Origin of the sequence: Halalkalicoccus subterraneus, assembly GCF_003697815.1 — an archaeon.
Classification (GTDB): domain Archaea; phylum Halobacteriota; class Halobacteria; order Halobacteriales; family Halalkalicoccaceae; genus Halalkalicoccus; species Halalkalicoccus subterraneus.
This window is the reverse complement of the sequence record NZ_RDQG01000085.1, coordinates 116957-142138: the sequence shown is the minus strand read 5'-3', so window position 1 is coordinate 142138 and position 25182 is coordinate 116957. Positions and strand designations below refer to the sequence as shown.

Genomic DNA, 25182 nt, shown 5'->3' with positions numbered 1-25182 from the left:
CTCCTCCTCACCGACCGCGACGCTTCGCGATCAGGATCCCACCGCAACACAGGCCGATGACGAGCACGAGGGTTCCGATGTTTACAATAGTGATGTAATAGGCCCCGCTTCCCGTCGCAACGACGGTAAGCGAGACGACCGACAGGAGGAGGAACACGATCGAGAACGCGATGCCGAGGACGAAGTAGTGTCTGTATGCACCGATCTCCCTCGCCAGCTCCTCGGCGAACGAACGTTCCATACCGTCGAAGGCCACCATGCGGCGATAAGTATTGTGGCTACTCAGGGTCTCCCGGTGTGCTGAAGCAAACGCTTCGATTTCGAAGGGGGAAGGGCAGCTGCAGTGGACGGCTAGCCGGGCCGTGATCCTCTCCCGTCGCGGAGTCACTTTCCGTTCACCGTCGAAGGCGGTTCGCAAGCCGCGCGAGCGACGAAACCGACCGACGAGTCCTGTTCAATGGTCGCACAGTACGCAAAGCTTATAATCATACCATATGAGATATATCTTATGAATTATTACGTGAGAAGAATAGGGCAAGCGATCATCACGTTGTTCTCTGTTATAACGATAACGTTCGTTCTGTATCGATTGATGCCCGGTGGTCCGCTCGAGGTGATGCGAGAGCAGATGATACAGGACGCTGTCCAACAGGGCCAAAGCGTCAATATCGGTCAGGTGAACCGGATCATCGAACTCCGGACGAACGTCGATCCGGACCAGCCCATTCACGTCGCGTACTACCAGTATCTCGTGGACATCATCGTCTATCAGGATTTCGGCGAATCCATCTGGCGACGTGAACCCGTCTTCGACATCCTCTTCAGGGCGATGCCGTGGTCGATCTTCATCAGCGTCTATAGTCTCCTGATCGGGTTTACCGCGAACATCCTGCTCGGGGCAGTGATGGCCTACAAGGAGGGGAGCTACTTCGACAACGTCGGCTCGATCGGTGCGACGTTCCTCAACTCCGTCCCCTACTACGTCGGGGCCATCCTGATGCTGTCGTTTCTCGGCTTTCAGCTCGAACTGTTTCCGACCAGAGGGAGGTACGACCCGAACACCGTCCCCGGGTTCAACGTCTACTTCATGGCAAGCGTCGTCCACCACTCCATCCTCCCGATCGCTTCGGGCATCATCGTCGGGTTCGGTGGAACGGCACTGTCGATGCGGGGCAACTGCATCCGTGTGATCGGCGAGAACTACCTCCACGTCGCCCGACTTCGAGGGATCAGCGACAACCGGATCGCACTCCGATACGTCGGCCGGAACGCCATCCTACCCCTGTATACGCGGTTCATGCTCGGTATCGCCGCGATATTCAGCAGCTCGATCATCATGGAACAGATCTTCACCTATCCCGGGATCGGCTGGTACACGTTCGAGGCACTCACCCAGCGGGACTACCCGCTTCTCATGGGGCTGCTCATCTTCTTCTCGACGATCACCATCGTGGGAATCCTGATAGCCGACCTCACCTACGGCGTGGTCGATCCACGAGCGGGAACGAGCGATCGCGAAGCATACTGAACACGGAGCACCAACAATGTCAGACGAAAACGACACGATGACCGACGGAGGAACAGTCCCCGACTTTCTCGTAGACACACCCGCATCGTCCGGACCGAACGTCTCGAGGACGGAACGCGCGACACGCTTTATCGATCGGTACGTCCTGACACAGGCCAGAATCGCGTGGACCGATTGGCGAACCCGGTTCGGCATCATCGTCCTCGGCCTGTTCGTCTTCGCCGGGACGGTCGGTGTCCATCTCGTCCCCGAGCCGGGGATCAACGAGGCCGAAACGTACATGACGTGGTTCCAGTCGTGGGAATACCCGCTCGGCACCGACAACATGGGTCGGCCGATCCACAAGCAACTCGTCCACGCGACGCCGGCCGTTCTCAAGATGGGCTTGGCCGGCGCCATCTTCGCGGCCGGCGTCGCGGTCGTCGTCGGGACGGTCGCCGGGTACAGGGGCGGACTCACGGACTACGTGTTGATGTTGCTCTCCGACATCCTGATGGTCATCCCGGGGCTGCCGCTCATCGTGGTGCTCGCGGCGATCTGGCAGCCACGAGATCCGTTCACTATCGGCGTGATCCTGGCGATAGACAGTTGGCCGGGGTTGGCGAGGACGATCCGATCGCAGGTCCTGACGCTTCGGGAGGAGGAGTACGTCGAGGCGTCCCGGTCGATGGGCGTCTCGATCCCGTCCATCCTGCAAAAGGACATCGTCCCGCAGCTCATGCCCTACGTACTGATCAACTCCGCACAGGCGGCCAGAGGTGTCATCTTCGCGTCGGTCGCGCTGTACTTCCTCGGGTTCCTTCCATACTCGGATCCGAACTGGGGTAGTATGATGAATGACGCGTACGCGACCGGCGGTGCGCTCTCGAACCCACAACGTGCAGCGCACTGGCTGTACCCACCGATGTTCGCCCTCGTCCTCCTCTCGTTCGCCCTAGTATTGCTCTCACAGGGGCTCGATAAAGTCTTCAACCCCCGCCTCAGAGCCCGCCACTCGAAAACCGTCGACGACGACGGAGCGGAGATGACGAACAGGTAACGCCGAAAAACCCGTTGTCAGGACTCACCGCCGATTCGGACGGAAGCATCCCTCGATTACGTGCGTTCGGCGCGGCCGGTCACGTCGTGTACACGACTCGAATCCTCGGCTCCGCCGATAACTACCAATCGTTGGCTTGCCTCGTTACCCGAACTAGTATTTAAGTTTAAGATAGAAATATTTATATATGAAGTAATATAATTATGCAACCATATACCATGGCTACCGATACGACGATATCGCGCGAGGAACCTCCAGCCGTCACCTCCTATCTCGGGACGATCCGACGGTCGAAACCGTTACTGGGGATCGTCTTCGGACTGGTTCTCGTCGCGGTCGGGTTGATACTGCAGGTCGGTGTGATGGCCGGAATGATGGGAATCTACGGCGTCTCGGCGATACTCGTCTCCACGGCTGCCTACGTGGCGTTACGGGTGCTGAGGCGAGAAACGTAAGCGGGTGCCCGATCGAGGCGGATCACCGACGTCGTAACTACTGTTGCGTCCCGTTCCTCTATATCTCGCCGGCGATCAGGATCCCCCTATCGCTGATCCGATCCAATCGAGCTGGGTCTCAGACAGGAGACCATGGTGGTAGAACGACAGCTGACCGTCCAGATCATCCTCAAGAATGTCGACGAGTGCATGCAGTTCCGACGGAGTTCCAACGACGCCCGGGTCGAGCGTCAAGCCGGCGTCGACGGGACTATCGACCATCCCCTTGAGCGTCCGAACCCGCTCCCGAGCGAGCGTCGGATCCGTGACGTAACACATCGCGGTCATGTGGTCGAGGGACGCATCGAGTCGGTCGGGTCTGACACCCGCCGGCCACACGGCCTCCGGGTCGGCACCGCCGGGTGACTCCGCGACGTAGTAGTTCAGCGGGACGGTTCCGGCGGCGTCAGCGAGTCGTCCGACGAGTGCCTCCACGACCATCGCCCGGAACTCGAACAGGGCATCGAGGATCGGTTCGTCCCGGATCAGGCTTTCGAGCGATGGCGTTTCGGTCGTCGGATCCGCCAACGCCCTCCCGAGGAGATCCCTGACGCGCGCTTTCGCACGAGCGAGGTCGACCGGACGTGATTCGGCCGCGTGCTGGCATCCGGTACAGAAACACTGCGAGAGCAGCACCGTTTCGGCCGGATCGGTCAGCACCTGCCGCTTGTCGTGACCGAACTCCCGTCCGTGGCCGTGGAACGCGCTCGGGAATCCGATCGACTCGAGGTGAATCCCGTCGACGGACCGGTCGACGAGCGCCTCCACGACCGTCGCAAAGTACTCGCGAACCGCCGGGTGAGACGGACACAGCGAGTGGTCGTGGCTGTCGCCGAACGCGCTCTCGATCCGATACTCGGGGTTCATTGCCCCGAGGCGAGTGTTGTGGAGACACACCATCCAGGCGTTGACGGTGAGCCCGTGGTCGTGCGCGACGGCCGTGATCTCCGCGAGCGGGTCCTCGAAGCCGTCTATGGTGACCGTGGGCGGGATGATAGGACACTCATCGAACCGGTCCGCGTCCGGCGAGAAGTGACACCCGCCCGGAAACTGCCGAAAGAGCGCGGTTGGGTGTTGAGGCTGGAGCGATCGAACCGAGTGGTAGTGGCTCGAAACGGTTATCGCGTCGAGGCCACGTTCGACGATTGACTCACATGCCTCGTCGAGGCCCTCCTGGACCATCGTCCACGGATAGGTCCACAGTGCTGCCATACCCCTACGAGGTAGATCCATGGTAAAACGGTTCCTGCCGCTGTGGTCCATGCTGGTCGTTCGGCAGGTTCGTTTCGTGTCACCAAACAGTTCGTTCCGTAGTGACCAGTACCACCTCGGTTGGCGGCGTGGATCGCACCCCGTACCACTTCAATTCGATATTCTAACAAAAATATTTTACTATAGTAAACAAAATAAATAGTTGCCGATAGCCGGTACTAGCGACCCGATGGGGCGTTCACGAGCGTCAAACCCGAAGGGAACACCATGATCTTACGATAGTGCATCTGTAATATCCCATCCACTACTGCTGGCCGGGGTTTTGCTGTTCCAAACAGGTGGGATGCGGTATCGTTCGATCAGTCGTCTGAACCTGTGATCACGCGACAGTACCTTTAGTAGTGTGTACTACCCTCACTGTCCTATGACCCTCGATATCGATCGATTGTCGACCGACGACATCGACGACGCCTGGCGGCTGTCGTCACAGGTCGGTTGGAACCAGACGAAAGACGACTGGCAGCGTCTTCTCGAGCTATTTCCGAGCACGTGTTTCGCGGGCCGTCTCGATGGCGACCTCGTCGCGACGAGTACGCTCGCGACGTACGGGGACGTCGGCTGGATCGGCATGGTCCTCGTCGACGAGGCCTACCGACGACGTGGGTACGGCAGCGAACTCTTCGAGCGGGCGCTCGCTGCCGGCCACGATGGAGCTCTAGATGTGATCGGGCTCGACGCGACCGACGCGGGCCGAGAGGTCTACCGCCAGTACGGGTTCGAGACGACGGTTGGAATCGATCGGTGGGCCGGTCCCCTCCGGCGACCGGTCACCGATGGAATCCAGGGATACGACGACGATTCCGTCCGCGTCGAGCCGATCGAGACGGCCGGGCCGATCGCCGACTTCGACCGCACGCACGTCGGTACTGACCGGCGTGTACTGCTCGAACACGTGATCGGTGCTGATGACTCGGCCGCGCTGTGCGTGAACCGTGGCGGACGGGTTCGAGGCTATGCCGTGGTCCGATCCGGCCGCAGGCGAAAGCAGGTCGGGCCGCTCGTTGCGGTAGACGACACGGACACGTCCGCACTCCTCTCGGGCGTCGCAAAACGGGTCGACGGGCCGGTCATCGTCGACGCCCTCCGTGGCGAGCGAACCGAGTCGCTGCTTCGCCGGTTCGGACTCGACGTCCGGCGCCGACTCCACCGGATGACGGAAGGGGATCCGCGGTCGGTCCTGGACGGGGATGCCGTCGTGGCCGCGGCAGGATTCGAATGGGGCTGATCCGAGAGGGAGTCGCTCGTCGAAACGGCTTTGGGGGTTCGGCGCGCTCGTGAGATCGATGTCGCTCTCACGGGACGAACTCCGAGCCGGCCTTCGTGGCCTCGGACTCGAGTCCGGGTCGCGGGTCGTGGTCCACAGTTCCGTCAGCAATCTCGGCCGGATCGAGGGCGGGGCCGAGGCGGTCGTCAATGCACTCCTCGATGCCGTCGGCCCTGGTGGAACGGTTGCAGCACCGACGTTCACGAGATACGACGAGCCATACGACCCCGACGAATCGCCGTCGACGACGGGCGCAGTGACGGAGGCGCTTCGCCAGCGCGACGAGGCCGTTCGGAGTCCACATCCGACGAAATCCATCGCGGCCATCGGCCCCGACGCGGACGCGCTCGTCGCCGACCACACCCCGGCGAACTCGCTCGGCCCCGAGAGCCCGCTCCACCGGCTACTCGAGCGGGACGGTCGCGTGCTCCTCCTCGGCGTCGACCACACCGCGAACTCCGCGATCCACGTCGCCGAACGGCTCGCGAACGTCCCGTATCGCGATCAGACCGCGTGGACCGAGACCACGATCGACGGCTCGGTCGAGTCGGTCGAGGTCAATCGGGTCCATTGTTCCCGCGGGTTCGAGGTGGTCCGCCCGCTCGCCGAACACGCCGGAATCGTCGCCCGCGGTGAGATCGGTCAGGCGAACGCGCGACTGCTCGACGGGCGCTCGCTCCTCTCGGTCGTCGTCGAACTGCTCGAAGCCGATCCCGGGGCACTTCTCTGTTCCGTTCCCGGCTGTGATCGCTGTCAGTACGCGCGCGAGCGGATCGCCGACGCCGTCTGACCGAACGGCCGGTCCCGACTCACTTCGGAAAGCGCTCTGTCAGCCACAACGGTGTTGCCGATGCGGCTGAAACCAGCTCTCATGACCGTGTCCTTCGACGGCCCGCGACTTGCCCGACCCGACGAGTTCCGGGAGACGATGGCGCTCACGAACCGATGTTTCGGGTTCGAACCCGGCGGACTCGAAGAGCGGATGCCCCACTGTTTCGACCCGGCCCACCCTGAACGACACGCGATCATCGAGGCGAACGGCAGCATCGTGAGTCACGTCGCCTGCGTTCCCGCGGAGCTATGGGCTGGTGACGCATACGTCGAGTGCGGCGGGATCGCCGGCGTCGCGACCGACCCAGACCACCGCGGAAACGGGTATATGCACCGATTACTCGCGTTCTGGCTCGACCAACTTGATGACCGTGGCGTACCGCTCGCAGAACTTGAGGGCGACCGGGTGCGCTACGGCCGATACGGATGGGAGAACGCGGGTCGAGAGAACTGCTATCGGGTGACGAAGCGTTCGTTCACCGCCGCGTTTGGAGAGGGATACGCCGACTTCGAGGCCGTTCGTCACTTTCGCCCGCGGACCGACCTCGCAGTAGTACAACGGATTCACGAATCCGAACGCTACCGCGTGGGTCGCGACCGCCGTCGCTACAAACGCCTCCTCGAGCAGGCCGGACTCGAGACGCTCGTCTACGACGCGGTTCGGCCGGCGTATCTCTGTTATCGCGGCGACGGCCCCGTCTCCATCCTCGAGTTCGGCGGCTCTCGCGACGGGGTTACGGCGCTACTCGCTCGAGTCCTCGACGTCACGGCGGACGACATCGTCGTTTATACGCATCCACGCCATCCCCTGACCGGATTCTTTCGTACCGTCGCGACCAGCTGGAGCCAACGCCCACACCGAAAACTGAACGTGCTCGACCTCCCGGCGACGCTCGCCGCGTATCGGCCGCTGCTGGAGGAACGATGGTCGAACACGGTCGAGGCGTTCGGAAGTACTGTCGGGGATCTTACTCTCGAAATGGTTGATCCGACGGGTCGATCCGTGGATACCATGGCTGCCACGGACCGGCAGTCGGCGACGATCGCGTACGACGCGTCGGGCGTGAGCGTCGAGCGAACCGACCGCGACCCGGACGTTTCGCTCGGCCGGTGGGAAACGGTCGATCTGCTCTTCGGTTCGCAGGACGTCCTCCGCTCGATCAAGCGATCGGAACCGTTTTTGGACGCTATCTTCCCAGTCGAGTTCTATTTCTGGCGGACGGAGACGATCTGAGGTCTCGTTCGATTCGACGGCGACCGCCGACGGCCCGGTCGTCGATCACGAACGGCGCGTCTCGCCGACCGTGGCGATCTCACCCGTTTCGGCGGCGTCGATGACCGTCCAGTTGAGCGATAAGGTCCGGAGCGCGTCGGCGAACTCGGACCTGACGTGGGACCGATCGCCCGAGCGCACCGCATCGAGGAACGCCTCGACCTCTCGTCCGTATCGGTCGGTCGCGAACTCGTAGTGGATCTCGTCGCCGGCGACCGTGCCGGTCAGCTCCTGGGCAGCGTAGTCGAGTCGGAGCGAGACGTCATCGCCGAGGACGTCGAGTTCGGCGACCCACTCGGGTGAGGTGACGCCCGAACTCACCGTACTGACGATCCCGTTTTCGTGGTCCAGTCGCGCGGCGGTCGCGTCCGGGTAATCGATCCCGTCGGTCCCGAGGCGGTCGGTCCCGTTCGCGGATACCTGCTCGACGTCACCGCCGAGATAACGGATCGTATCGTAGATGTGGGTCGTCCGCGTGACGATCTCACCGCCCGAAAGGTCGAGTTCGTTCCCCCACGAACTGGCGAGCAGGCCGCTCCAGTACCGACCGTTCAGGAGGGATATCTCGCGGTCTTCGAGGAGTTCGAGCGCGACGTCGGTGAGCTCGTCGTAGCGAAACACGTAGCCGGTCCCGGTGAGGATATCGGTCTCCTCGATCGCCGCCAGCGTCTCCCTGCCCTGATCGGGTTTCAGCGCGACTGGCTTCTCGACGAAGACGTCGATGCCGTGTTCGGCGGCCAAGGACGCCTGGTCGTCGTACGCAAAGGGCGGAATCGCGAGGAAAACGGCGTCGAGCGACTCCTCGGCGTACAGTGTCTCGTGGTCGGTGTAGACCGTCGCGCCGCGCGGTTCCGCCGCCTCGAGAGCGGCCGCTTCGTTCACGTCGCAGATCCCGGTGATGGTCGCATCATCGACTGCGTCTACCTTGTTTATTAGCGTGCCGGCCATCTTGCCGGCCCCGACGAATCCGATCTCCATGCCACCTACTGCGTCGAAACCCTCTTGTACTCTTCGATATATATTAAATTAATATAATTAAAAATAAATTGTAAATAACAAATCGACTGTCCCACCGGCAAGTGTTCGCGGACGCTGACGGGCGGTACTCGCGAGGAGCCAAGCGGGAAACACCTTTACTGGCGCGCATCCACGGGGAGAACGTCATGGGTACACGCAAAGCGATGTCGAAAGCGAACCTCGTTCGGTACGTCTACACGCTCGGCGTGATGGTGACGGGCGTCTTCCTCAGTCAGCGGTTGGGCGGGTTCGACGACCCGCTGCTCTGGGTGTCGCTGTTCGTCGTCGCGTTCGGTTGGATCGGGTACTACCACGTCGCTATCGTACCCCGGTTCGAGGACCTCGACGGGCGCACACAGAACGCCCCGACCACGGCGGCTGATCGCGGTCGATGAGTCGTGTCTACGGAGAGACGAGTGGCCGGAACCATAATGATCCGTCAGCGTAGACGTTCTCGGAGCGACGCATGAGCTACGACGAGTTACAAACCGATCTGGCTGCGGTCGCCTTTACCACGGCGACGCCGTTCGGCGACGACGGGGATAGGGTTCTCACTGACGAAATCGAGCGGAACGTGCGGACGCTGTATGAGGCCGGTGCCCGCGTCTTCGTCCCGTGTGGCAACACCGGCGAGTACTACTCGCTTTCACGGACCGAACGGATCGACGTCGTTCGGACGACGGTCGAGTCACTCCCCGACGACGCAACCGTTATCGGCGGAGCGGGCGGCAGCACGAAAGACACGATCGAACTACTCGAGGCCTACGAGGACGCGGGGGCCGACGCGGCGATGATCATGAGCCCCGCTCACGCCTATATTCACGAACGGGGGCTGATCGAGTACTACCGAACGCTCGCATCGTCGACCGATCTCGGAATCGTCCTCTACAAGCGCGGGCCGTACATCACCGAACGGGTCATCGACGAACTCGCGTCGATCGGGAACGTCGTCGCCGTGAAATACGCCGTCAACGACGTGAAGGCCTTCTCGAGACTGGTCGAAACCGTCTCCGGCGACCTCGTCTGGCTCAACGGCGTCGCCGAACGGTACGCGCCGGCGTACGCGCTTGAGGGTGCGGACGGGTTCACGACCGGAATCGGAAACTTCGTCCCCGAACCGGTCTTGGAGCTATCGAGAGCGCTCGCAGAGAGCGACTGGACCCGGGCGAAACGGATCCGGGACGTCCTTCGTCCGTTCGAGGACCTCCGCGAGGAGGCCGGAAATAGGCCGCCGTTCGGCGCTGCGAAGAACGTCCCCGCAGTGAAACTCGGCTTGGATCGACGGGGCATGTACGGCGGCCCCGTCCGCGAACCGCTCGTCGAACTTTCCGAGGAGGATCGGAACCGTGTCGAAACGTACCTCGATGAGATCGAGCGGGTCGACGTCGAGTAATCAGGTCGATTGGGCATCATCGCTTCGTAGCTCGAAACTCCTTCAACGATGAAACGTCGGCATACATCGTCCGATCGCGCCATTTCGTCCATAGACGACTCCATGAACGCCCTCACAGTCACCATCCGACGGTAAACTGAGCCCGTCTCCCCGCCCCGTAGGCGCCATCTCCCAGTCGTTTTGCCTCTCCAGTTATATCTACTATCTATTACTAATAGCTATAGAATACAACTATACTATACAACTATACTATAGAGACGGACTCGTTCGCTATCGAAATCGATGACCGACCTGTGGATGGTGGGGAGTTGCTCGAAGTACGGTGACGATTTCGAACCTTGACCGCCCGCTCACGGGGAGTCCGATCGCCGAACTGCGACACGGCAGGAAAGTTGCCTCCGTCGTCGACGACTAAAGCCGTATGAGTGGGTCCCCGTCCCGAAGAACAGAACGCGAGCATCGAAACAACCACAAGGGAGTCGAGTAGTTCTCACGTATGGCCGGTTCACTCGACGAGAAAACCGCTGTTGTCACCGGTTCGAGTAACGGTATCGGGTTCGCTATCGCTCAACACCTCGCGACGGAGGGGGCGAACGTCGTCATCAATTCTCGCTCGCAGACCCGAGCCCAAGAGGCCGCCGAGGAGATCGACTGTAGCAGTGGCGTCCTGCCGATCGAGGCCGACGTCACGGATTACAGTTCGCTTCGATCGCTTGCCGAGCAAACCGTCGACGAGTTCGGGTCGCTGGATATCTGGGTGAACAACGCCGGCATTAACATTCGCGGCCCCGCCGAAGACATCTCGCTGGACGATTGGCAGACCGTTCTCGACGTCAATCTCAGTGGGACGTTCTACGGCGCCCGGGTCGCTGGAAACCGGATGATCGAGCAGGGAACGGGCGGGAACATCATCAACATCTCGAGTATGATGGGAGAACAGGGCCAAACCGGTCGAACACCGTATAACACGTCGAAAGGCGGTGTGAACAATCTCACGCGGTGTCTGGCCGTCGAATGGGCGGAACACGACATCCAGGTCAACGCCGTTGCGCCGGGATACATCCAAACCGACATGGTCGATGACGCACAGGACCAGATCGGGTTCGAGAAACAGGACGTCGTCGACAGAACGCCGCTGGGTCGGTTCGGAACCGTCGACGAAGTCGCGAACTGTGTGGCGTTCCTCGCGGAAGGGGCTCACTTCATGACCGGCGAGATCCTGCATCCCGACGGCGGATGGCTCGCGTTCGGTTGGGGAAGTAAGGAGTAAGCAGCCACTGTCCTCGGCTTCCTCGGAAATTCGACGAGAGGAGATTGAGCGGACGAAGCGCCGTCCTTCATCCACAACGGAACGGTGACGTGACCTCGTTAGTGATCGCTCTCGTGAGGGTTGAGCGTCGTCCCGTAGTTCTCGGCGTGCTCGGTGTACTCAATGAACCGCGGTGCATCGGGGTCAAACGGGCGTTCGAGCGACTCGAAGGCCTTCTTCTTGTCCCAGCCCTGGAGCTTACCGACCGCGCTCTTGTCCTCCAAGTCGTGGTAGTCGAGATCCGGCGCGGTCAGTTCCCAGGCGTCCATTCCGCGCTCGGTGCGGACGATGACGCTCGAGTACTCGTCGCCCGATCCCACGGAGCCGACGGTGAGATCCGCACAGAAGCCCGTGAAGTCCGCACACTCGTCACAGCCCTTGAGGGTGGCGTCGTGGAACTCCGTGACGTCCTCGCGCAGGATCTCCTCACCCTCGTGGTCGTAGACGATCATGTCGCCGTGAAGCACGTCCATCTTCCCGATTTCATCGGTGGTGATTCCGCGTTTCTCCGCTAGCTGCTCGCCGATGAGCCTGTGATAGTTGAAGTTCTTCGTACACATCAGCGCGATGGTGTAGTCGATCGCGCGAACGCCCGCGTTCTGGGACTGGTAGTCCCACTCGAAGTCCTGCAGCGCGCGGATCCCCTCGATCTCGCAGGGCGTCCCTACCATCGCGAGGCTGATCTCCTCCGCGGGCTTGTCAGGCAGCTTGTGTTCCCAGCGATCCAGATCGAGGTTACCGAGCGCCATCGTCTGGTTATAGAAACTGCCCGCGTTCGCGACGACCTCCTCGTGGCTCGTCGCGAGGAAGCTTTCTGCCTTCCAGGGCTCGTCGTCGGACTCGGTGGCGATCAGCGCGCCGTCAATCTCGCCAGCCTCGAGCAGGTGCGAGAGGACGCTGGTGACGACGCCGCCGTCCTGGGCGTTTCGCTGCCAGGACTCGCCGACCTTCGCGGAGAACTCCGTGATCGGGTCGCCCGCGCCCTTGACGTTGTCCTCGCCGCCCGTGATCTTCCACTGGCGCTCGTAGCGCAGGCCGCCGCGGGGACAGAAGTCCCAGCAGAGCGAACAGCCGGTACACATCTTTACGAGCTCGGGCAGGTCGTCGTCGCCGATCCCGATCGAGTCGGAGGGACACGCGGCGACGCAGGTACCACACTGGATACAGCGGCCGTCGTCGATGACGGCCGCGTCGAGCTCCATGAACCAGGTCTTCTCGTCCGGCGTCTCGATGTCGTTCATCTCGCTCCGGATCGAGTAGGATGGAGTGTCGAGCTCGACGCCGTCGGGGACGCCGACGCGCTCGGCAGGGTTGTCCGAGAGGTCCTGGGTCGGCTCCGTCGAGGGCTCGGTGAACTGGACGTCGCCGAGGCTTCCATCGGAACCGACGTTGACCGCGCCGCCGCTGCCGTCGGCGGCGACCGCCGTATCGGCCCGCTCGCTTGCACCGTCGCCACAGCCACAGCTCCCACAGCCACAGCCGTCGGCGACATCGTCCGTGGCCGTTTCGGCGTCCTCATCGGCCCGCCGGTACCGGATCGGCTTCGCGTCGGGGTCGGTTCCTTCGGGGTCGCGTGCCCCACTCGTCGGTGGGACGCTCGTTCCAGAGGCGTCATTGCCCGCCTTGGGCACGCTCGGAAGCGGACCCCGATCGCGTTCGGGATCAGTCATCGGCGGCCACCCCCTTTGAGACGGGTGCCTCCGCACCCTGCATCACCGTCCGCAAGCGGTCGTTGTCGACCCGCCGGGTCCACTCGTAGAATCGCTCGCCGTCCTCGTGCTCCTCGCCGTAGGCCGCAAAGAGCTCCTCCAAGGCGGGAATGACGGCGTCGGCGGGGACCGCGGTCTCGACCCAGTCGAGAAAGTCGTTGTCGGGACCGAGGCTGCCGCCGAGGCCGAAGTCCATTCCCTCGACGATGTCATCGGGGTCTCCGTCGCCGTCGGTGTCCAGTTGGACTGTCTCGCCGCGGAAGCCAATGTCCGCGATCTGGGGCTGGGCACACGAGGCCGAACAGCCGCTCATGTGCATCCGGACTACTTCGAGGTCGTCGGGCGTCTCGATGCGCTCGTCGAGCTCGCGCGCCCAGCGCTTTACTCGATTCTTGGTCTCGATGATGCCGTAGTTACAGAACTCGCTTCCGGTACAGCCGACCGCGCCCCGCGAGAAGGGACCGGGGTCGGGCTGGTAGTCCGCGGCGAAGGGTTCGGCGAGCAGGCTGGAGACGTTCTCCTCGGGAATGTGGCTGATCAGGAAGTTCTGATCGGTCGCGAGCCGAATCGACGTCTCTTCGGTACCGTACTCGCGAGCCGCGCGGGCCGCCTCGACGAACTCATCACCGCCCATCCGGCCCGTGATCACGTTGAAGCCGACGTACTGCAGGCCGTCCTCGCGCTGGTCGTGGACGCCGACGTGATCCCCGGTATAGCCCTCGGTGAGATCGCGCCCGCGAGAGCGCAGGTCGACCGAACACCGGTCGCGAACCGCCTGTTCGAACCCGTCGGGGCCCATCTGCTGGACGAGGTAGCGCATCCGGCAGACCCCGCGGTTGTGCCGGTCGCCCAGTTCCTTGAACGTCTGGGCCACGGCACGGCAGAACTCGACGGCGTCCTCCGGGCGAACGAACACGTCGAGTTCCGATCCCATCCGCGGGCCGTCCGAGAGGCCGCCGCCGACGCGGACGTGGAATCCGTAGTGGGGCTCGCCCGCGATGTCCTTGCGGGCGGGCACCAGCCCGACGTCGTTGATCTGGGATTGGGCGCAGTCCTGCCGGCAGCCCGTGATCGTCATCTTGAACTTCCGGGGGAGGTTGCCGTACTCGCGGTTGCCCGTGAAGAACTCCGAGACCGCGTCGATCACGGGCTGGGCATCGAAACACTCGTGATCGTCGAGGCCTGCAGCCGGACAGCCGAGCACGTTCCGCGCGCCGTCCCCACAGCCCTGTATCGTCGTCAGCCCCACGTCGTCGTAGCGCTCCCAGACCTCGGGGACGTCCTCGATCTCGATCCAATGTGTTTGAACGTCCTGCCGGGTCGTGATATCAAGGAAGGCGTCGCCCCACAGCTCGTTCTGCTCGCTGCCGCCGTACTCTTCGGGGGCGGTGGCGAACTCGTCTGCGACCTCGCCGATTACCTTGGCCTGTTCGGGTGTGAGATACCCCCCAGGGACCTTCGTGCGCATCATTAAGTAGCCCCGCTGGCGGCCGTGGGTGTACATCCCGGTCCACTTCATGCGCTCCCAGACGCCCTCGCCCGCACGCTCCTCGATCTCGTCGAACGAGAGCTCCTCCTCGGCGTACTCGTAAACGTCGTCGATGACGTCAAGCGGGTGTTTCTCCCGTTTCCACTCCTCGACTGTGTTCATGTGAGATCACCTCCGTGACCGAATGTGGGATCGCCAGAGCTCGCTCTGGCGGTGTTCATCTGAGCCACCTCCGGTGGTGAAGCCGGATAAGGAACGGATTCGCCGTGACCGTGTTCACGCCGATCGCCCCGCAATCCACATTTCCGCCCGGGCGTTCATTGCTTGTCGGCCCATTATTCCCGATATCGCGTCGATACTCCGCTCGATTATGCATACTCGATTCATATCGATTATAAGGGTCGCATTTGGCATTGATAGCTGTTGACACTGTTCATACGATAGGTAGGTGTCGAGCCGTATAGGCGACTTCATTCAGGCGAAGACTGTCAGGGATACCGATTAGCGGTGATTACTGCATCTATCCGTGAGAGGACTAATTAGACTCCCTTTCATGTGATGCGTTCGTTCCAAACGTCGTCGATATACCAGCAATTTTATCCGGTAGACGTGTCACGTGACAACCCGAGGTAGGAACGAGAGGACCGGATGAATGAGACACGAGATCCGTTCACTCGATTAATGTTCGCAATGGGGGTTCAACCAGCAGATGAAACGGGTCTCGATTCGGTCGATTCAACTGAGTTTATCGTCGTTACTGATCGTTGCTCATGTATAAGCAACTGCATTACTTACTTCCTGTACAGCGTTCGCTCTTCTGATGGAAAACCAGAGGCTGCGCGAGCGGTTCGCTACGATAGGAACGTTCTTTACGTTCTTCGGGCTGCTGTTCGTGCTGTTCAAAGAGTTTTTCGAGGCACTCAGCCAGATCGCACTCACACCATGGGGATCCTATCTCGGAGTCGTCTGCTTCGTAGTTGCTGCATTCGCGTTCACAACCGTTGTCTATCTGGATGAAACTCACAACCACAAGGGTGACCATCCTCGATTATCGAAATAGTTCGTGGCGACTAGTAGGTATCCGTTTGGTGCTGTGAAGGGGGAGTACAACCCCTCTAGTACGTTATCACTGTAATCCTACAGGGTTCGAGTTTGGAATAGATTTTACTTCTAGAAACGGGATAGAGATCTAATCGGCAGGAACTGATCCTGTATTACGAACCGGTAGTGCTTCCGCTGCTCGTGTGCTGTTTTGATAGCGGTACTGTATTCTGGTTCCCAGTACAGAAGATATACGCTCGTGTAGCATATCTGGGCCCACACAGGGCTTCTACTGGCACTTTCCGGAATAGAGACTGACTCGTATACGCCCAGTTCTGACCGACTACCGGGAGCCCATATATACGCGACTCCTTTTGTCGTCTGTTGAGTCGGCGGTCGATTATCGAGGTCGACTGCTCCTCGCTTCCGAAACAATGGGTACGAGTGAATCAAAAATAGACGTCGAACAGTTCGTGACGAATCTTCTGGATTTCCAGTACCGCGAGGTACTGATGACGGGAGCGACACTCGCCGTTATCACCGTAGCAATCGTGCTCTTTCCGGGTGCAGAGAACGTCACGCAAGGGATTCAGTCGGACGTTTCAGTGGGACTCTTCGTTCTATTCATTGGCATTGCAATCCTCGCTGGGACGGTCATGGGTATGCTCGGGTTCGGGTTCTCGCTGATCGTGACACCCGTCTTCGCTAGTGTTATTGATCCGACGCTCACGGTTGTCGTTCTGGCCGTCCCGCCATTGATGGTCAACGTGTTTCAGATGGGTGAAACGGGCACCGGTATCGAGTTCGTTCGGAAGGAGTGGCCACTGCTTGGTCTCGCTATCGTCGGGACTCTCATCGGTGTGGCTTTTCTCTCGTGGTTTAGCACTGGGCCACTCGTCCCGTTTCTCATCGGGCTGATCGTCCTGGGGTATGTCGTCTTCCAGGTGGTGAAGAACTTCGTCGTCATCGAGGAGGCTCACCATCCCGTTGCGCTCGGTGGTATTGGACTCCTCGAGGGATTCCTGCTTGCCGCTGCGAACCTCGGTCCGGTTCTCCCGGCGTATTTCCATACGTTCGAACGCGACGCGGAGCGGTACATTGGCGGGCTTTCGATGACGCTCGGGACGATTTTCGCTACTCGTCTCGTAGTGATGACGTTCTTTACCGACCTGATGACGCCGTATCGCCTCTGGCTCGGGTCGGTTATCGCCGTCGTCACTATCGTGGGCTTGTTGCTTGGGACCTATCTACGACGCATCGAGATCGACGAGCAGAAATTCACGTGGTTCGTCATCACGCTTCTGTTCGTTATCTCGCTCAACATCTTCCGGAACACGATTCCGGCGCTGTTTTTCTGACTCGTATGACGAGTAAGAGTATCTCTACCTGTGAGTACCGCTCTACGGCTTGACCGTCTACAACGAGTCCTACCTGTAACGTCGATTATTGCATGATTTCCAGACCATACTATTTTTGATGATTCGAGTTCGTCGAGATCCCCGTAGCGGACGGTATCTCCGAATAAGGCGTGATAGTATCCTACTCGTCGCTTCGATGGTCCTCACATTGCGTATCGTCGGGTGAACGAGCGATCAATAACTTCCTGTATAGAATCATTCGTTGTGAGTTCTAGCGGGTGTACACCTTGGTAGCTCCGTCTTCACGTAGAAAACCTCAGTAGTTGTGAGTCAGTGGTACTGGAATTAGTTCGAGAAACCGAGGGTAGAACTGGCGTTTGTAATCGACGTACTGGGATCCAATGAAGTACTACACTGGTTTCCGGTCTTCTGTGGGCCGTATCGAACTTCCTCGTTCTTATTATATCTCGCCCTGTACATCCAGTAGTGAGACGACGACCTTCCGTTCCTTCAGGGGCCACTACCTTGACTAGTGGCCTGATCGCCGGTATGGCGGCGATTCGATCATTCCAACACTCTCCAGGTCGTTCGCTTGACCGGGCCAAGAACGCGCTCGATCGGGATCGAATCGTCGAAACCATCATGGAAAATACTGCTCACGAAACGGCGGTCTACGAAGTCACCGGGTCGGCGGAGGGACCAACGGCAGTGATTCTTGGCGGAATGCATGGCAACGAGATCAACGGCTATCGGGTCGCAGCCAATATCACGAGTTGGGACATAGACGCTGGTCGATTAGTCGTAATCCCTTTTGCCACTATCCTCGCTATCGAGCGAAACGATCGCCGAGGACCAGATGGCGACCTCAATCGATCGTTTCCCAGCGAGCAACCGCCCGAAAGTGCCCTCGCTCGCGCGATCTGGCGCGTCATCACGGACGCTGATCCGGATGTCGTGATTGATCTCCATCGCTCACGAGGACTGTTCAACACGCATCACCGATGGGTTGGCCAAGTCATCCTACATACGGAAGCGAACCGAGCGACCGATACCGCGACGGACGTCTGTCGATCCATGAACGATCATTATGTGCCCCGACTAATGCGATTCCACCGTTTTACGCCGGTGGCTATGGACGATATCGATCGGGGGACTGGACTTCTCATTCAGAAGGCTCAGCATGATCTGGACGTCGCTAGCTATCTCGTTGAGTCGACAGACTTCTTGCTTGATATCGATACACAGATCCGATGGACAGCGACGATAACCAACCTATTACTCGCAGAACACGGTATCCAACGAACGGCATGACTAGAACACCTATCCCTCTCAGAGAACTCGCCATTACCCCTGTCGTCCGGGTATGTTTCGCACTGCTCGTGTTCCCGTTTGCCATCAGTGCTATCGACTCACGATTGTTTTCCCCGCTTGCCGTTCCGGGATACGTCCTATTCGTTATCATGACTGTCGTTGGTAATGTCCTTCCCTGGGTTCGGAACTTCGGCTTCCGGCTCTATTGGATCCCTTTTATCGTCGTCTGTTATGGTTTCTCGCTTACTGTTGGTATCAGTTACTACGCTATCGTTGGCGAAACGAGATCTAACTCCAATACCGTAGCTGAAAGCGACCGAGATACCCAACAGCAGTCTTCCTTCGGCACATCGTAAATAACGATGACGGTCGGTAATGTTCTTTTATAGCGGTTGCTGATACTCAGATAGATATGGCAATCGATACACCCGAGAATCGTTCCCTGTTTTATCGCTCGCTACCGAGTCACACCACTGAATTCTATACTGAACACGTGATAAACAGTTCCTCTGATGACCCAAAAGGACGGAGCAACTGGGGAGAGGAGCGTTGATATATTAGTAATCGCCATTAGACGTGACGATACCACCTCCATCGGTTATACACGGTAGCTACTCAGTCTTGCCCAGGAGCCATACGTGAAGTCGATAATACCGGAAATCAGGACTATCTATATGAAAATAAGTAATATCAGAGATAGATTATCTCGATTCTCTTCGCCGGTATTTCGTGAAGGAACAGTCTAGTAAGAGAAGGACTCAATACTGACTGATTTATTTATCAGAATTATAAACGGATATTGCTTCCCGAAGCGTCATGACTTCGATCTCGCGCTCTTCGATCCATTCAAGCATCTCCGTAATCGATTCCTCGTTTACTCTCTCCTTGATGGAGTGTGCCCCGACCACACCGAGAAGTGCGTCGTCAGCGATTTTATCTAGGTCCTGCTTGACTGCTGCCTCCGTCGTGAATTCGATGAAATAATCTCGCTTGGTCTCATATGGATCGTACTCATCAGGATCGTTCATATATGACCCGTGTCGGGCGTTCGCCACTCCGTCGTAATATTCAGGGACGAACAGGTCCGAATACCCTGAATACGCATCATACGGTGCCAATAGCGTTGATACGTCATAGCCCATCTCTTCGAGTTCCTCCTTTGAGTCACCCAGCGCTTCATGCATTACCTCGGCCGGATGGCGGATCTCCGTGTCCTCTGCGTCGAACGACTCGCCGACTGGTTCCGTCAGTGCAATACGGCGCTCACCGGGCGCACCACCAAGCCCGGCAACCTCACGAATGACCTTCGTGTCTCCATCACTGATCTCAACAGTGCTCCCCTCGTGATGACCCTGGCGATAGCCTTCCGCTGAAATCTCTGTGTCCTTGGGATGAGCGTCCTTCAGAAGTGGAAACGCTGCAAGCGGTCGATGCTTCTCCGTATGACTAGCGATCTCCCAGCCTGCATCAACCAACTCGTCTAATTCCTCGGTATCCATGAAATCACTGCGTCCAACCCACTCGGTCACGATACCAGTAGTCGCAGGCGCATCGAACTCCTTATGAGCCGGAAATGCCTCGGTATAGTCGGTTATCGGCCCGTCATCGTAGATGAAAACGATCGCTCCGTTTTCTGGTTTGGTTGATTTCGGGTCTTCTTTCTCGTGCTCTTGCTCTTCCGTTTTCTCGTCCGACTTTTCAGCCGGGTGGTGGTCCGCCTGTGGCGACTCACTTTTGTTCGCCTTCTCGTTTCCTCCGCTTCCCTCTAATCCGAGTGATCTCTTGATCCTGGTAATGAACCACGATAATGCCCCCACGAAACGATGTTTTGCAGAACTCTACGGCGCAGTAACTTCTTCCTCCCCATATAGTTCAATTTTTGATACTAGTTATGTATACCTTGCGAAAAGAAATTTAGACTGATGAATTTGTCCTCCTACTATAATGAATCGAGTATTATAATAAGTATTATATAGGATTCAGAACCACGTCTGGTCCTTCGATCGGTTCGTGGAGAACTGTACTGCTCCCCCCATGAAACGACTACGTCGAGATAGTGTGAATCTACTCTTCGTAATCAGCACGCCGTTTGTGTCCCATTTCGAGGGTTTCAGTCGATCATAGAATATTTACGCTTTCAACTGGAACGGTTCCATAGCGCCGGAGTAGCTCAGCCTGGCAGAGCAACTCCTTTGTAAGGAGTCAGCCAAGAGTTCAAATCTCTTCCCCGGCTTCGCAAACCGAGTTTCGATAGCGCCGCTTCCATGACCCTCATACTATCGTTCAGACAGTAGTTCGTCCGTGAGTTCAGACCAACCGATTTGATCTCCCTCCTAACGGGAGTAGTTCACACTTGACGGATCAGTATCGTATTGATAGCGATTATGCAGTCGGAGGAACGACCCACAGTGAAACGAGCACGAGAACGCCCGCGAACACGCTACCGGCGGAAAGACCGACAGTGATCGAAACGACTCCCAACCAGCCGACTATCGCACCACCAGCGACTGAGGCCGGCATGGCTGCGAGCAATCCGTCGTAGGCGTTCATGGTTTGGACAGTGGGACGAGTGGATCGAATTCCGACACTCCGAAATTTACTGCCGATCGTCAGTCGTTTCCTGTGGTCGATTCGTTGTCGCCGCCATCGACCGCGACGCCCGCGCTCGGACGCTCCAAGGCCCGCTCGCGGATCGCGTTCGCCAAGCGGTCCTGAAAGCCGTGGTACTTGGCGACGCCGGTCGCGTCGGCCTGCGTGATGTCGCCGACCGTCTCCGTGTTGAACGAGGCCGCTTCGGCGGAATAGACCGCATACTCGCTCTCGCGTCCGACCGGTCGGGCCCGACCGCCTTCGAGCCGCATCGTAACCGTCCCGGTCGCGTGTTCGTTCGTCGTGTCGACGAACGCTTCGAGCGCGTCCACGAGCGGGGCGTCAACGAGGCCCTGATAGGCGTTCTCGGCCCACTGTTGATCGATCTGCTGCTTGAACGAGCGCTCGTCCTTCGTGAGCACGAGGTCCTCCAGAGCTTCGTGGGCGTTCAACAGCACCGTCGCCGCGGGATGCTCGTAGTTCTCGCGGACTTTGAGCCCCAGCATCCGGTCCTCCATCAGGTCGGTCCGGCCGACGCCGTGGGCACCTGCGAGTTCGTTCAGTTGCTCGATCAGTTCGACGTCGTCCATCGCCGTTCCATCTACTGCGATGGGGTACCCCTCCTCGAACTCGATCTCCACGAGTTCGGCCGCCCCGTCGGGGGCTTGCGTCCACTCGTAGATCTCCTCGCCGGGGACGTAACTCGGCTCCTCCAACTGCCCCCCTTCGATCGAGCGGCTCCAGAGGTTCGTGTCGATGCTGTACGTCCCCTCGTCGCCGCCCTCGACCGGGAGACCACGCTCGGCGGCATACTCGGTTTCCCACTCGCGGGTCAATCCGAGTTCGCGCACGGGCGCAACGACCTCCATGTCCGAGCCGCGCCAGACCGCCTCAAAGCGGAGTTGGTCGTTACCCTTGCCCGTCGAACCGTGAGCGAGCGCCGAACAGTCGTGTTCCTCGGCGGTCTCGAGGATGGCCCGGGCGATGACCGGACGGGCAAGCGCCGTCCCTAGTGGATACCCTTGGTAGGTCGCGTTCGCGCGCACGGCGTCGAAGCAGGTCTCGGCGAACTCCGACGTGGCGTCGACGACGTGGTGATCGAGGTCGAGCGCTGCGGCGGTCTCCTCGGCCTCGGCGAACTCCGCTTCGGGCTGGCCGACGTCGACGGTGAGGCCGATCACCTCGTCGTAGCCGTACTCCTCCTCGAGTAGCGGGACACAGACGGTCGTATCCAGCCCGCCCGAGAACGCGAGCGCGACACGGTCGCGGTCCGCGGTGTTCGATGCCATGGGAACTCAGTCCGCGAAGTGCTTGCCTTCGAGGAGCTCGCTCTTCTCGTACTCCGCTCGGGTGTCGGTACCGCTGATCTCGGCGACCTCCTCGGGCACCGAGACCACCGAGTAGCCGACGTCCCGCCCGATGGCGACGGTATCGACGTCCGGGATGATCATTGTCTCGACGTTCGGGTGGTCCTCGTAGACCTCCTCGATGAGCTCCTGGCGCTCCTGGGCGGTCAGCGGGTTCTTTTCGCTGAGCTCGGTGTCCCGGATCGCAATCACGACGTCCTTGCCGTTGTCCGCGGCCGAGTCGATGATCGTTCGGTGGCCGTCGTGCAGCGGCTGCCAGCGCCCGATGAAGATGTGGCTCGGGTCGAACTTGACGCCGAGTTCGTCGTTGATCTCCTTGATCGTCGCCTCGGACGACTGGGCCGTCGTGCGCACCTCTAGGGCGACCTCCTCGCCGTCCTCGGGCTCCTCGAAGGGATCGTCGACACCGGTAAAGCCCTCGATCTCTCCCTCGCGGGCCTGCTCGTACATTCCCTTGACGTCCCGCTCCTCACAGACCTCGATGGGCGTGTTGACGTGGATGAACGAGACATTCTCGACCTTCTCGGCCACCAGTTCGCGCTGGGAGCGATAGGGCGTGATGAACGAGGCGACGACGTCGAAGCCCTGCTCGTTGAGCGCCTGGGCGACCCCGGCGGCGCGTCTGAGGTTCTCAGTCCGGTCGTCCTTCGAGAAGCCCAGATCCGAGTTGAGCGTCTCGCGGAGGTAGTCGCCGTCGAGATGGACCGTGTTCGGGCCGACCAGCCCCTCGGCGAGGGTGGTCTTGCCCGAGCACGGCAGGCCGAACAGCCAGGTGGTTTCTCCAGCCATTAGTCGACCCTCCCCGTGAGGCAGGCCAGTCCACCGGCCCCGCTTCGGATCTCCTCGACGCTGGTCGTTTCGACGTCGTACTGTTCGGCTAGCTTCGTCTCCGCGTTGGGTGTGTCGTTAGGCATGAGTATGGTCTCGTCTGCCGCGATCGTGACGTTCATCGCCTGTTCGTGGGTAACCTCCTCGGTCTCGTCGAACTCGAGGAGGTCGTCGTAGCACCGTTCCAGTTTCTCGTGGTCCTCGATCTTCTCGGGGCGGACCGCCGCTCGTCCGTCCGGCAGCGGGCGGAGCGCGCCCATCAGGTGCTGCATATCATCGCTGATCCTGACGATCGTCGTCTCGCAGTCGACGAGCGAGGCGAGCCGTCGCGCCGCCGCCTCCGTTCCGCGCTGCCCGACTCCGAGGACCAGCCCGTCGTTCGACGGGATCGCGTTGCTGATTTCGAAGTACTCGCCGAATTGGAAGGGAACGATCGGGTCGTACCCACGCTCGTGGACGAACGCGAACCGCTCGGGCTCCTCGCGTCTCCGCATGTCGGAGGCCATCCGCGAGAGGTACAACTCGCCGTCGAACCCGAGGTACGCGTCCGCCGTGTAGGTCGCGTTGGGGTACCGCGATTCGGCGACGACCGTTTCGGTTCCGTGGTCCTCGAGCAGGTCCGCATACGCCCGGACCTCCTCGTTGAACGCCTCGACGTCCGGCGTCTCGAGGAATTGGTACTCGTCCGGCTCTTCGTCGGGTTCCCCCGAGAGGATACAGAGGAACGCCGTCCCGAGGGTCCCCCGGTAGTCGCCGCCCGCCGGGCTCTCCCGGTGGGAGTACGACGAGCCGTGGTACGCCGCCGTTTCGGTCAGATCCATTCGGATTCCTCCGTGTATCCCAGCTTCTCGACAACCTCCTCGAAGGGCTCGTCGGCCCGGTCGAGCGCACCCCGGACGAGTTCCTCGCGGTTCCGCCAGCGGGCGCGTTCGGGCTCCTTCGTCGTCATCACCTGATTGAGGTCCTCAGCGTTCTCCGCGAGCAGCGACGACTCGCCGAGATCGGTGAACTCGACGATCTCCGCGATCGTCGACTCCGTCTCGGTAAGCAGGTCCTCGAAGCGGACCCGGAGAACGTCATCGAACGCCTCGCGACCCTCGAGGATGTGCCGATGGGCCTGGGTCCACTGCTTCAGGCAGACGTCGATCAGCCGGCCGTCCCTGAACCAGCCCGGCGGGAGGTCGTAGTTCCACAGCGAGCCGCCGTAGTCCTCGAGATCCAACTCGCCGACGTCGTAGGTCTGAAAACCCCGGTTGAGCCGCCAGCCGTCGTACAACCCGTTGATCGATGCCGCGGGGTTGCGCGTCAGATGGACGACGTCGACGTCGGTCTCGGGGAACAGCTGCTCGCGGATCCACGGGAGCCGGTAGGCGTCGACGCTCGTCTTCAACACGAGCGTCCGCTCGAAGTCCTCCTCGACGAGCCCGCGCTTGTGGTCGTGGGAGGTGATGAACGGCCGCTCCTCGATCGCCTCGTCCTCGACCGGGTCGTCGGCGTCCCCGTCGGCGAACGCGTCGTAGTTGAGCGTCGAGATCCCGACCGAATCGAGCACTTCGTCGAGCGAGGCACCGTCGAGCAACTGCTCGCGCATCTCGCCGTATGGTAGCTCCCGGTCGGGGAACTGCAGTGGAAGTCGGACGAGCGCGTCGTCGACCCGGTGGAGCCGGTCGCCGGACGCCTCGGTCGCGCCGACGTCCGCAAGCAGGTCCGTCAGGAGCCGCTCCCGGTCGAACGCCTCGAAGTCGGCGGGGATTCGGTCGGAGTCGAACGCCGGGTAACAGGTCCCGTTGAACGTGTACCACTTGCCGTGCTCGCCGTCGGGGCTACACGTCCCCTCGTGGTGTCGAAGGGTGTCGAACAGGAGGCTACTTCCCCCCCGTGACGCCGACACGATGAGCAGGATACTGTCGAAATCGTCGGCCCGATGCTCCGATAGGATCGATCGTTTGTCCTCCGAGACGACCTCGTTCGTCACGCGACTGTACGCCTGCCGTGCCCGGCTCCGCGGATCTCGTAGTGATTCCTCCACACTTATCGATCACTCACCATGGCGCTGTCCTCCGAGCCGAG

General features: G+C 60.3%; 22 protein-coding genes and 1 tRNA gene. 13 read left to right on the top strand and 10 right to left on the bottom strand.

Annotated elements, in window-relative coordinates:
* Positions 1-7: 7 nt before the first annotated feature.
* The gene (locus EAO80_RS17965; protein ID WP_162994081.1) at positions 8-241 is read right to left on the bottom strand and encodes a hypothetical protein; all 234 of its coding nucleotides are present in this window, start codon (positions 239-241) and stop codon (positions 8-10) included.
* 216 nt (positions 242-457) lie between these two features.
* On the opposite strand from EAO80_RS17965, the gene EAO80_RS17960 reads away from it, so the two are divergent.
* The 3 genes from EAO80_RS17960 to EAO80_RS17950 all read left to right on the top strand — a co-directional run bounded on the left by EAO80_RS17960 (position 458) and on the right by EAO80_RS17950 (position 3022).
* Positions 458-1528: an ABC transporter permease gene (locus EAO80_RS17960; protein WP_368280565.1), complete on the top strand. Its 1071-nt coding sequence runs from the start codon at positions 458-460 to the stop codon at positions 1526-1528.
* Positions 1529-1544: 16 nt separating this feature from the next.
* Positions 1545-2567, top strand: a complete 1023-nt coding sequence (locus EAO80_RS17955) for an ABC transporter permease (protein ID WP_122091200.1) — start codon at positions 1545-1547, stop codon at positions 2565-2567.
* Between the two features lie 218 nt (positions 2568-2785).
* Positions 2786-3022, top strand: coding sequence for a hypothetical protein (locus EAO80_RS17950; RefSeq protein ID WP_122091199.1), 237 nt, complete (start codon positions 2786-2788; stop codon positions 3020-3022).
* 75 nt (positions 3023-3097) lie between these two features.
* On the opposite strand, the gene EAO80_RS17945 is transcribed toward EAO80_RS17950, so the two are convergent.
* The gene (locus EAO80_RS17945; RefSeq protein WP_122091198.1) at positions 3098-4273 is read right to left on the bottom strand and encodes a hypothetical protein; all 1176 of its coding nucleotides are present in this window, start codon (positions 4271-4273) and stop codon (positions 3098-3100) included.
* A 424-nt stretch (positions 4274-4697) separates the two neighbouring features.
* Between EAO80_RS17945 and EAO80_RS17940 the strand changes: the two genes are divergently transcribed.
* From EAO80_RS17940 to EAO80_RS17930, 3 genes are all read left to right on the top strand, one after another.
* On the top strand, positions 4698-5558 hold the full coding sequence (locus tag EAO80_RS17940; RefSeq protein ID WP_122091197.1) for a GNAT family N-acetyltransferase: 861 nt from the start codon (positions 4698-4700) through the stop codon (positions 5556-5558).
* Positions 5559-5616: 58 nt separating this feature from the next.
* Positions 5617-6387, top strand: a complete 771-nt coding sequence (locus EAO80_RS17935; protein ID WP_162994080.1) for an AAC(3) family N-acetyltransferase — start codon at positions 5617-5619, stop codon at positions 6385-6387.
* Between the two features lie 81 nt (positions 6388-6468).
* The gene (locus EAO80_RS17930) at positions 6469-7662 is read left to right on the top strand and encodes a GNAT family N-acetyltransferase (RefSeq protein WP_162994079.1); all 1194 of its coding nucleotides are present in this window, start codon (positions 6469-6471) and stop codon (positions 7660-7662) included.
* A gap of 45 nt (positions 7663-7707) precedes the next feature.
* Here EAO80_RS17930 and EAO80_RS17925 read toward each other — a convergent pair whose 3' ends face one another.
* Positions 7708-8679: a Gfo/Idh/MocA family protein gene (locus EAO80_RS17925; protein WP_122091194.1), complete on the bottom strand. Its 972-nt coding sequence runs from the start codon at positions 8677-8679 to the stop codon at positions 7708-7710.
* Between the two features lie 185 nt (positions 8680-8864).
* Between EAO80_RS17925 and EAO80_RS17920 the strand changes: the two genes are divergently transcribed.
* The 3 genes from EAO80_RS17920 to EAO80_RS17910 all read left to right on the top strand — a co-directional run bounded on the left by EAO80_RS17920 (position 8865) and on the right by EAO80_RS17910 (position 11381).
* The gene (locus tag EAO80_RS17920; RefSeq protein ID WP_162994078.1) at positions 8865-9113 is read left to right on the top strand and encodes a hypothetical protein; all 249 of its coding nucleotides are present in this window, start codon (positions 8865-8867) and stop codon (positions 9111-9113) included.
* A 71-nt stretch (positions 9114-9184) separates the two neighbouring features.
* Entirely contained in the window at positions 9185-10111 is a 927-nt protein-coding gene (locus EAO80_RS17915) for a dihydrodipicolinate synthase family protein (protein ID WP_122091192.1), read from the top strand.
* Between the two features lie 496 nt (positions 10112-10607).
* Positions 10608-11381: an SDR family NAD(P)-dependent oxidoreductase gene (locus tag EAO80_RS17910; protein WP_122091191.1), complete on the top strand. Its 774-nt coding sequence runs from the start codon at positions 10608-10610 to the stop codon at positions 11379-11381.
* Between the two features lie 98 nt (positions 11382-11479).
* Here EAO80_RS17910 and EAO80_RS17905 read toward each other — a convergent pair whose 3' ends face one another.
* Positions 11480-13090 carry a Coenzyme F420 hydrogenase/dehydrogenase, beta subunit C-terminal domain gene (locus EAO80_RS17905; protein WP_122091190.1) on the bottom strand — a complete coding sequence of 537 codons (1611 nt, stop codon included), beginning with the start codon at positions 13088-13090 and terminating at the stop codon, positions 11480-11482.
* Positions 13083-14780, bottom strand: coding sequence for a nitrite/sulfite reductase (locus EAO80_RS17900; RefSeq protein WP_122091189.1), 1698 nt, complete (start codon positions 14778-14780; stop codon positions 13083-13085). Before EAO80_RS17900 ends, EAO80_RS17905 begins: the two co-directional genes overlap by 8 nt.
* A 658-nt stretch (positions 14781-15438) precedes the next feature.
* Here EAO80_RS17900 and EAO80_RS17895 point away from each other — a divergent pair.
* The 3 genes from EAO80_RS17895 to EAO80_RS17885 all read left to right on the top strand — a co-directional run bounded on the left by EAO80_RS17895 (position 15439) and on the right by EAO80_RS17885 (position 18328).
* Entirely contained in the window at positions 15439-15678 is a 240-nt protein-coding gene (locus EAO80_RS17895) for a hypothetical protein (RefSeq protein ID WP_122091188.1), read from the top strand.
* 415 nt (positions 15679-16093) lie between these two features.
* Positions 16094-17017, top strand: coding sequence for a sulfite exporter TauE/SafE family protein (locus EAO80_RS17890; protein ID WP_122091187.1), 924 nt, complete (start codon positions 16094-16096; stop codon positions 17015-17017).
* A gap of 549 nt (positions 17018-17566) precedes the next feature.
* On the top strand, positions 17567-18328 hold the full coding sequence (locus tag EAO80_RS17885; protein ID WP_122091186.1) for a succinylglutamate desuccinylase/aspartoacylase family protein: 762 nt from the start codon (positions 17567-17569) through the stop codon (positions 18326-18328).
* A gap of 773 nt (positions 18329-19101) precedes the next feature.
* Here EAO80_RS17885 and EAO80_RS17875 read toward each other — a convergent pair.
* Positions 19102-20145 (bottom strand): polysaccharide deacetylase family protein, encoded by a 1044-nt coding sequence (locus tag EAO80_RS17875; RefSeq protein WP_245998711.1) that lies wholly within the window; start codon positions 20143-20145, stop codon positions 19102-19104.
* A 342-nt stretch (positions 20146-20487) separates the two neighbouring features.
* Between EAO80_RS17875 and EAO80_RS17870 the strand changes: the two genes are divergently transcribed.
* Positions 20488-20561, top strand: a tRNA-Thr gene (locus EAO80_RS17870).
* Positions 20562-20937: 376 nt separating this feature from the next.
* On the opposite strand, the gene EAO80_RS17865 is transcribed toward EAO80_RS17870, so the two are convergent.
* From EAO80_RS17865 to EAO80_RS17850, 4 genes are read right to left on the bottom strand one after another with little or no spacing between them, the layout of a single operon-like run.
* The gene (locus EAO80_RS17865; RefSeq protein WP_122091185.1) at positions 20938-22206 is read right to left on the bottom strand and encodes an argininosuccinate synthase; all 1269 of its coding nucleotides are present in this window, start codon (positions 22204-22206) and stop codon (positions 20938-20940) included.
* 6 nt (positions 22207-22212) lie between these two features.
* On the bottom strand, positions 22213-23073 hold the full coding sequence (cysC, locus tag EAO80_RS17860; RefSeq protein WP_122091184.1) for an adenylyl-sulfate kinase: 861 nt from the start codon (positions 23071-23073) through the stop codon (positions 22213-22215).
* On the bottom strand, positions 23073-23933 hold the full coding sequence (locus tag EAO80_RS17855) for a hypothetical protein (protein WP_122091183.1): 861 nt from the start codon (positions 23931-23933) through the stop codon (positions 23073-23075). Before EAO80_RS17855 ends, cysC begins: the two co-directional genes overlap by 1 nt.
* On the bottom strand, positions 23924-25087 hold the full coding sequence (locus EAO80_RS17850) for a sulfotransferase family protein (protein ID WP_245998710.1): 1164 nt from the start codon (positions 25085-25087) through the stop codon (positions 23924-23926). The genes EAO80_RS17855 and EAO80_RS17850 overlap by 10 nt, the downstream gene beginning before the upstream one ends.
* Between the last annotated feature and the right edge of the window lie 95 nt (positions 25088-25182).